This window comes from Cupriavidus sp. GW823-FHT07A04 (assembly GCF_058794615.1).
The window spans coordinates 246,890-253,620 of the sequence record NZ_JBXAHA010000007.1 but is presented as its reverse complement, the minus strand read 5'-3'; the positions used below and the strand labels follow the sequence as shown (position 1 = coordinate 253,620).

Genomic DNA, 6,731 nt, shown 5'->3' with positions numbered 1-6,731 from the left:
ACGTGGTTTGCTCCCCTCTCCCATGAAATGGGAGAGGGGCGGGGGAGAGGGCGGGCGCTTGCCCAAGGTGATACGTCCCGCTCTTGCGCAGGCCTGCCCTCTCCCACAACAGCACTTGCGCCGCGTAGGAGAGCGCAGCTACGGCAGCGCTGGATTTAGCTCAGCGATGCATCACCCCATCGCTGAGGTCCGATGCATCCAGGCGCTAAACCGGCTTGCGATAAACCACGAACCCCGAGTTCTCCGCGACCTTGTCGTAGAGCTTCATCGCTGTCGTGTTGGTCTCGTGCGTTTGCCAGTAGACCCGCTTGGCGCCGGCGGCTTCGGCGCGCTGGTAGACCGCCTCGATCAACGCGCGGCCAACGCCCGTGCCGCGTGCCGCCTCGGATGTAAAGAGATCCTGCAGGTAGCAGCTCGGGCCGATCTGGATGGTGCTGCGATGAAACAGGTAATGCACCAGGCCCAGCAATTCGCCGGAGCGCTCCGCCACCAGCGCGTGCATGGGCTCGTAAGCGTCGAAGAAGCGCGACCACGTCATGCGGGTGATTTCGATCGGCAGCGCGGTCTCTGCCTTGCGTCCATAGAAGGCGTTGTAGCCATCCCATAGCACTTTCCACGCTTCAAAATCGCTTGGCTCGGCGGGGCGGATCAGGATCGGGTCGGTCACGGGGTCATCCTCAGGGGGGAGTGTGCTGCTGTGTTGTTGCGTTGTTGCGTTGTTGTATTGTCGCGCATTGACGCGTATTGACGCTAGGCTCGGTTGCTCGAGGCAGGCGGCGGCGTGTAGCGCGCCTTGCCGCTGCGCTTGGCTTCGTAGAGCGCCATGTCCGCACGCATGAAGAGTTCGTTCGCGGTCTGGCCGTCGTCCGGGTAATGGATGGCCATGCCCACGCTGGCCGTCGCCACGATGGTATGGCCTTCGATGAAATGCGCTCGCCGGGCTGCGTGCACGATGGCCTGGGCGATGCGCTCCAGCGTTGCGATGTTGAGTGCGTCGTCCAGCACGATGCCGAACTCGTCGCCGCCGATCCGGGCCACGGCGTCGCCAGTGCGCACGCAGGCGGAGAGGCGCTCGGCGAAGGAAGCCAGCAGCTGGTCGCCAACGGCGTGCCCAAACGTATCGTTGATGGTCTTGAAATCGTCGACGTCCACCAGCAACAGGGCGGCGCTGGCGTGGTTCGCGCCAGCCCGGGCCATGGCATCGGCCATGCGCCGGTCGAACCCCTTGCGGTTAAGCAGGCCCGTGAGGTGGTCCGTGAGCGTCTGCGCTTCCAGGCTGCGCATCTTCTGGCGCTCGCTGGTTACGTTGCGCGCGAACATGTACAAGCCCTGGACCGTGTCCTTGCCGTCATTCCAGGCGGGCTGGTAGGTAACCTCCATGCACTCGGCATCATCCTTGCCTTCCAGGCTGAAGGTGACCGACGCGCCCAGGTAGGCCTGTTCCAGGTAAGGCTTCGATGCCACGTAGACGGAGGTGCCCCAAAGCTCGCGCATCGTCAGCCCGACAATCTGCTGCACCGGCAGGTTGAACCGCTGCGCGTAGGCCTCGTTGACAAAGACATAGCGCTCGCTCATGTCGATGAACGAGACAAAGTCGGGCACATGGTTGGCAATGGCCTCGATGCGCTTCTCGCTCTCGGCGGCGCGATCCTTGGCGGCGCTCAGCGCGGCTTCCCGCTCGGAGAGCTGGTGCATGACCGCGCCAAAGGTGGTCGCCAGCTCACCAATCTCGTCATTGCGCCCGGTTGGCAGCGCAGCCAGTGCGGCAGGATTCTTGGGCACCTGGCTGACCACCCGATGCAGCAGCTCCAGCGGCGCCAGCATGCGGCGTATCACCAGCCACATCAGCAGCGCGGCCAGCAACAGCGACATGCCGGCGATCATGAACGTCTTGTGGCGGGCCGCGAACAGCGGGGCGTACGCTTCGTCGGCGGGGAGGACCGACACCACCTCCCAGCCATTGGACTCAAGCAGGTAACGCGCCACCACGGGCTGTGTCGGGTTGAGGATCTCCCACCCGGAGGGCGGCGCGCCAACGCCGCAGGTTTCGCCATGCGCCTTGGCCGGCGTCATCACCTTCGAAGGATCGGAGTGCATGGCGTAGCGCGGATTCGTGCCGGAGGAAACCAGGCAATAGCCGCCGGTCAGGCCAACCCGGCTGTGCGCCAGCTGGCCAAGGAAGTTGCTCTCGGAGAAATTCAACACGCCGCCAACCACGGCCAGCAGCTTCCCGTCCGGGCCGCGCAAGGGCACGGCAAGCACCACGCCGGGCGAATCGCTCATCCGGCCCCGCAGCAGGTCCGACACGGCAAACTCGGAACCGTTGAGGATTGCGCGGAAGTAGTCGCGGTCCGACAGGTGGATGCGTTGCCCGATGGGTACGGCGGTACTGAACACCATGTCGCCGTCAGGCAAGGCCAGGAACACCGCATTGAAAAACTGCGGCATGGACACGGCCTGCGACGCAAAGCGCCGCAGGTCGGCGGGCGGCTGCCCGAGCATGGGCGCCAGCTGGCGCCCCAGGCGGCGCAGGGCGATCGCCCGGGTCTCGAATTTCTCGTCGAGTTGTTCGGCAACCAGCTTGACCAGCGTTTCCTGCTGGGCCTGGCGCAGCGCAGCCAGGGTCTGGAACGCGTAGTACTGGGTAAACAGCGCGCGCGCCAGGATGATGAATGTCACCACGAGCGCCGTGGCTAAGGCGACCCGATACTTTAAAGAGTGCCGCATGAGTATCTTATTCTTGGTTTGCGGACCAGCCTGACCACTGGCCTATCCGTCCTGGCTGCCCATGTTCCATCGTGGGCGACTGACCCGGTTGGTAGGTTAGCAGAAGCGGGGGAGCGCTCCGCTTATGCCGACGCCATTGCTCTGGCATGTGTGTCTTATTCGTTGCTTTGGCCGGCACAAGTGGCGTTCGGGGGCTAGAATGCGGCATTCCCCCAACAGTCCCCACCGCGGTTCGCCGGCTGGAGCCTGCCCATCCCCGTCATCCGAAAAATCCGAAGAATCCAAAAACCCATGACCCTCGATCCCGTCCTCCGCTTCCTGCACATCGCTGGCGTCACGCTCTGGGTGGGCGGGATGTTTTTCGCCTATGTTTGCCTGCGCCCGGCGGCGGCCACCCTGCTGGAGCCGCCACAGCGGCTGCGCTTGTGGCGTGCCGTGTTCGCACGGTTCCTGGCCTGGGTCTGGGGCGCCGTCGCGCTGATCGCCATCAGCGGCCTGTCCATGCTCGGCGCGCTCGGGTTTGCCGCCGCGCCTGTCCACTGGCACATCATGTTCGGCCTTGGCCTGATCATGATCGGGATCTTTGCCTATGTGTTCTTCGGCCCCTACGGCGCGCTGCGGCGCGGCGTCGATGCGCAGGACTGGAAGGCCGCCGGCGCCGCGCTGGGCCGCATCCGGCAGGCCGTCGGCCTGAACCTGGCGCTTGGCGCACTCACCATCGCGGTAGCCACACTCGGCCGGCTGCTCGCCTGATGGCCGCCCCGTAGTCTCCCCTCAGGCCCCTCAGGCCGCTTGCATCACCGCCTCGACCCGGTTCCTGCCCGCGCTCTTGGCGCGGTACAGGGCAAGATCGGCGCGGCCGATGGCGTCGTCCAGGCGCGTCTCCGATTTTTCCACGCAGGCCACGCCGATACTGATGGTGAGATGCGTGACGCGCTCGCCAAAAAACCGGGACGACGTAGCCCGCAGGCGCTCCGCCAGCGCCAGCGCGCCCGCCATGCCGGTATGCGGCAGCAACACCAGGAATTCCTCGCCCCCGAAGCGCCCCGGGCAGGCGCCGGGCGGCAGCTCGCGCTTGAGCATGGACGAGAACTCCATCAGCACCCGGTCGCCCTCGGCATGCCCCATGCTGTCGTTGACGCGCTTGAAGTGGTCAAGGTCGATCAACAGCAACGCCATCTCGCCACCGTCCTCGGCCATGCGCTCCAGCGCCTCCTGGCCGGCCGCATTCAAGGCGCGCCGATTCAGCAGCAGCGTCAGCGGGTCGGTCCTGGAGAGCATGTCGAGTTCCACGTGCAGGCGCCGCGTGATCACCAGCATGAAGGCGACCGACAAGGCCAGGTCCATGAGGGTGTTGGAACTCAGGTAGATGATCTGGATGACGTCCCCGGGGGCAAAAAAGGACTGCCTGGTCATCCCGGCGAACAGGCTGGTGACGAAACGCAGCTCCACCACCAGCGCCTGGACGATCATCAGGGTGCCAAAGAAGTAGGTGCTGAAATGGCGTTCGCCATAGCGCACGATCAGCACGCATTGCGCGACGTAGAAGATCCCGGCGACAAAGGTCACGATGGTCACCCGGGCCACATAGTTCGGCTGCCCAAGCGCATACCAGGCCAGCAGCAGCGTGCCCAGCACCGTCAGCGCGGCGGCGGACCGCCATGTTTGCGGCCGCCCGTAGAACGCTTGCACGGCGAGCATCCACAGGGCCATGGCAGCCATCACCAGGCAGTTGGCCACCACGATGGAGAGCCAGTCCGGGGCGATATCGCGCAACCAGAACAGCAACGGCGCAACGATCAGCAGCAGCGAGCCGCTGACCCAACGCCCAATTCCCTTGATCGACCGCGGGAAACTGTAATACGCCGACAACAGCACGACCGACATCAGGGCCGACATCACCGCTGACAGCAAGACTGTCGTTCTCAGGTCGATCTGGGGCATTGTCAGCACGCATCTCAATCCGTGGCGATTGGCCATCCTACCAAAGACGGACCGGCTAAGGTTGCCCGCCCGCTTCCGGGTGGGTCAGGCCGGCTTGCTCACCATCAGCCAGTACACCACCAGCAAGCCGCCGAACGCCGGAAACCCCAGCGCCACCCAGATGCGCTCATACAGCCAGTAGCGCGGCGCAAGCCCGGCGGCATCGGCGGCATCGGTTGCGCCGCCTGATGCCTGCCATGCCTGCGCAGCCTGCCCGGCCATATCGCGCATCCGCCATTGCAGCCACAGCACCGGCAGCCAGCAAGCCCCGGCCAGCGCATAGAGCGACAGCGAGATCCACAGCCAGGACGCCGAAGGCGGATACCCCGCTGCATGCATCATGTAAAGCCCGCTCAGCGGCTGAAAGACCACGGCCGGCGCGGTGATCCAGGTGTCGGCGCGCACCACCCAGCGGGTCACCACCGCCATGGCCTGCAGGTTCTTGCTGCGGTTCACGAAGAACAGATAGAAGGCGGTGCCAAAGCCCGTGCCAAACATGAAGGTGGCGGACAAGATATGCAGCCACTTGACGGTCAGGTAGGTCATGCTTGCTCCTCGGTTGATCCATATGCGGTGGCTTGCCGGCCGACGTTGGTGTCGATGCCGATGTTGGTGTCGATCCCGGCGTGGGCATCGGCATCGAGTTGCAGGAAGAGGGCGAACCACGCCAGCATCGGCAGGTTCTTCAGCACCGGCCCGAAGGGATGCGCCCACCACGCCGGCACCAGCCAGGTGATCAGCGCGGTATAGCCAAGCACCAGCGCCATTTGCATGGCCCACAACGCGCGGGTGGGGCGCCACAGCACCAGCACCCCGAGCGCCAGGTCCAGCCCCGCGCCCAGCCACACCAGCGGCGCGCGCCAGGCCGGCGGCAGCCCCGCCTCGCGCAGCAAGGCCGTGCCCGCGGCCGGGTCCGCGAAACAGATCAAGGCGGTGGCCAGCCAGACCGCGGCAATGGCCAGCCGGGCAGCCAGCAGGGTCCAGAACAGCAAGGCAGGCAGCCGCTCGGCAGCGGTGGCAAAGGCGGCCGGCGCGCGCAAGCGCCGCGCGGCCAAGGTGGCCGCGGCGCGCGGGCTGGCGCTGTTGTCGGTGCGCAGCATGGCCAGGCTGTCGCCATCGGCCAGGCTGCCCGGCAGCCTCGCCAGGCATTGCGCCCCAAGGCCGGCCATCCAGCCCGGCACACGCAGCACCCGCGCTGTGCGCAGCCCCATGCCGCCCCTGAGGGCGCCAAGCCAGTCGCCAAACCGCAGCCGGACCGGCCCAACCGCCGCCACCGTGCGCCGGCCCGCGCAGTCAGTGCGCACTACCCGCAGCAGCAGCGCAACCAGGTCGTCGATATGGATCGGCTGCACATGCCCGGCATCTGCCGGCACCGGCAGCAAGGGCAACGCCGCCCAGCGCCGGAACAATGTGGCACTGCGGCCAGACGGCGCATACACCAGCGACGGCTGCACGATCACCCAGTCCAGCGCGCTAGCGCGCAAGGCATCGTCCGCCATGCCCTTGCTGCGCCAGTAGGCGGTAGCCCCATCCGCCGCCGCGCCCAGCGCGGATAGCTGGACCACGCGCCGCACGCCAGCCCGCTCGCAGGCCCGCATCAGGGCAAGCGGCATATCCACGTGCAATGCCTGGAAATGCTGCAGCGCGGTTTCCCGAAAGATGCCCACCGTGTTGACGACAGCATCCGCGCCGCGCAAGGCCGCCAGCCAATGCGCCGGCGTGGTCCAGGTGGACAAGTCCGCCGCAACGCGGTGAAGCCGTGGATGACGGGGCAGCGCATCGAGCCGGCGCGCCAGCGCCACCACGTGATGCCCCTCGGCCAACAAACTGGCCACCAGCGCCGATCCCACCAGCCCGCTCGCCCCGGTCACCAAGATCTTCATCGCGTCACCTGTTCGTTCTGTAATTTCTGTCTACACAGAAATTACAGAACGAGAGGCGGGAAGTCAAGCGCTGCCGCTCAGGGGGCTGGGGTGACCCAGCGTGACGTTTCTCTCCGGGTTCTGGTCGGGGTATACTCT

6 protein-coding genes are annotated in these 6,731 nt (G+C 66.1%); 1 reads left to right on the top strand and 5 read right to left on the bottom strand.

Annotated elements, in window-relative coordinates; all coding sequences use genetic code 11:
• Nucleotides 1–205: 205 nt before the first annotated feature.
• Both AC1Q7Q_RS14525 and AC1Q7Q_RS14520 read right to left on the bottom strand, forming a co-directional pair.
• On the bottom strand, nucleotides 206–667 hold the full coding sequence (locus AC1Q7Q_RS14525) for a GNAT family N-acetyltransferase (protein ID WP_416050628.1): 462 nt from the start codon (nucleotides 665–667) through the stop codon (nucleotides 206–208).
• 83 nt (nucleotides 668–750) lie between these two features.
• Nucleotides 751–2,727: a sensor domain-containing diguanylate cyclase gene (locus AC1Q7Q_RS14520; RefSeq protein WP_492375810.1), complete on the bottom strand. Its 1,977-nt coding sequence runs from the start codon at nucleotides 2,725–2,727 to the stop codon at nucleotides 751–753.
• Between the two features lie 291 nt (nucleotides 2,728–3,018).
• Here AC1Q7Q_RS14520 and AC1Q7Q_RS14515 point away from each other — a divergent pair, with 291 nt between their 5' ends.
• Nucleotides 3,019–3,480 (top strand): CopD family protein, encoded by a 462-nt coding sequence (locus AC1Q7Q_RS14515; RefSeq protein ID WP_492375811.1) that lies wholly within the window; start codon nucleotides 3,019–3,021, stop codon nucleotides 3,478–3,480.
• 30 nt (nucleotides 3,481–3,510) lie between these two features.
• Here AC1Q7Q_RS14515 and AC1Q7Q_RS14510 read toward each other — a convergent pair whose 3' ends face one another.
• The 3 genes from AC1Q7Q_RS14510 to AC1Q7Q_RS14500 all read right to left on the bottom strand — a co-directional run bounded on the left by AC1Q7Q_RS14510 (nucleotide 3,511) and on the right by AC1Q7Q_RS14500 (nucleotide 6,593).
• On the bottom strand, nucleotides 3,511–4,671 hold the full coding sequence (locus tag AC1Q7Q_RS14510) for a GGDEF domain-containing protein (RefSeq protein ID WP_492375814.1): 1,161 nt from the start codon (nucleotides 4,669–4,671) through the stop codon (nucleotides 3,511–3,513).
• 84 nt (nucleotides 4,672–4,755) lie between these two features.
• Nucleotides 4,756–5,256 (bottom strand): DUF2269 family protein, encoded by a 501-nt coding sequence (locus tag AC1Q7Q_RS14505; RefSeq protein WP_492375812.1) that lies wholly within the window; start codon nucleotides 5,254–5,256, stop codon nucleotides 4,756–4,758.
• Entirely contained in the window at nucleotides 5,253–6,593 is a 1,341-nt protein-coding gene (locus AC1Q7Q_RS14500) for an SDR family oxidoreductase (protein WP_492375813.1), read from the bottom strand. Before AC1Q7Q_RS14500 ends, AC1Q7Q_RS14505 begins: the two co-directional genes overlap by 4 nt.
• Nucleotides 6,594–6,731 lie beyond the last annotated feature (138 nt).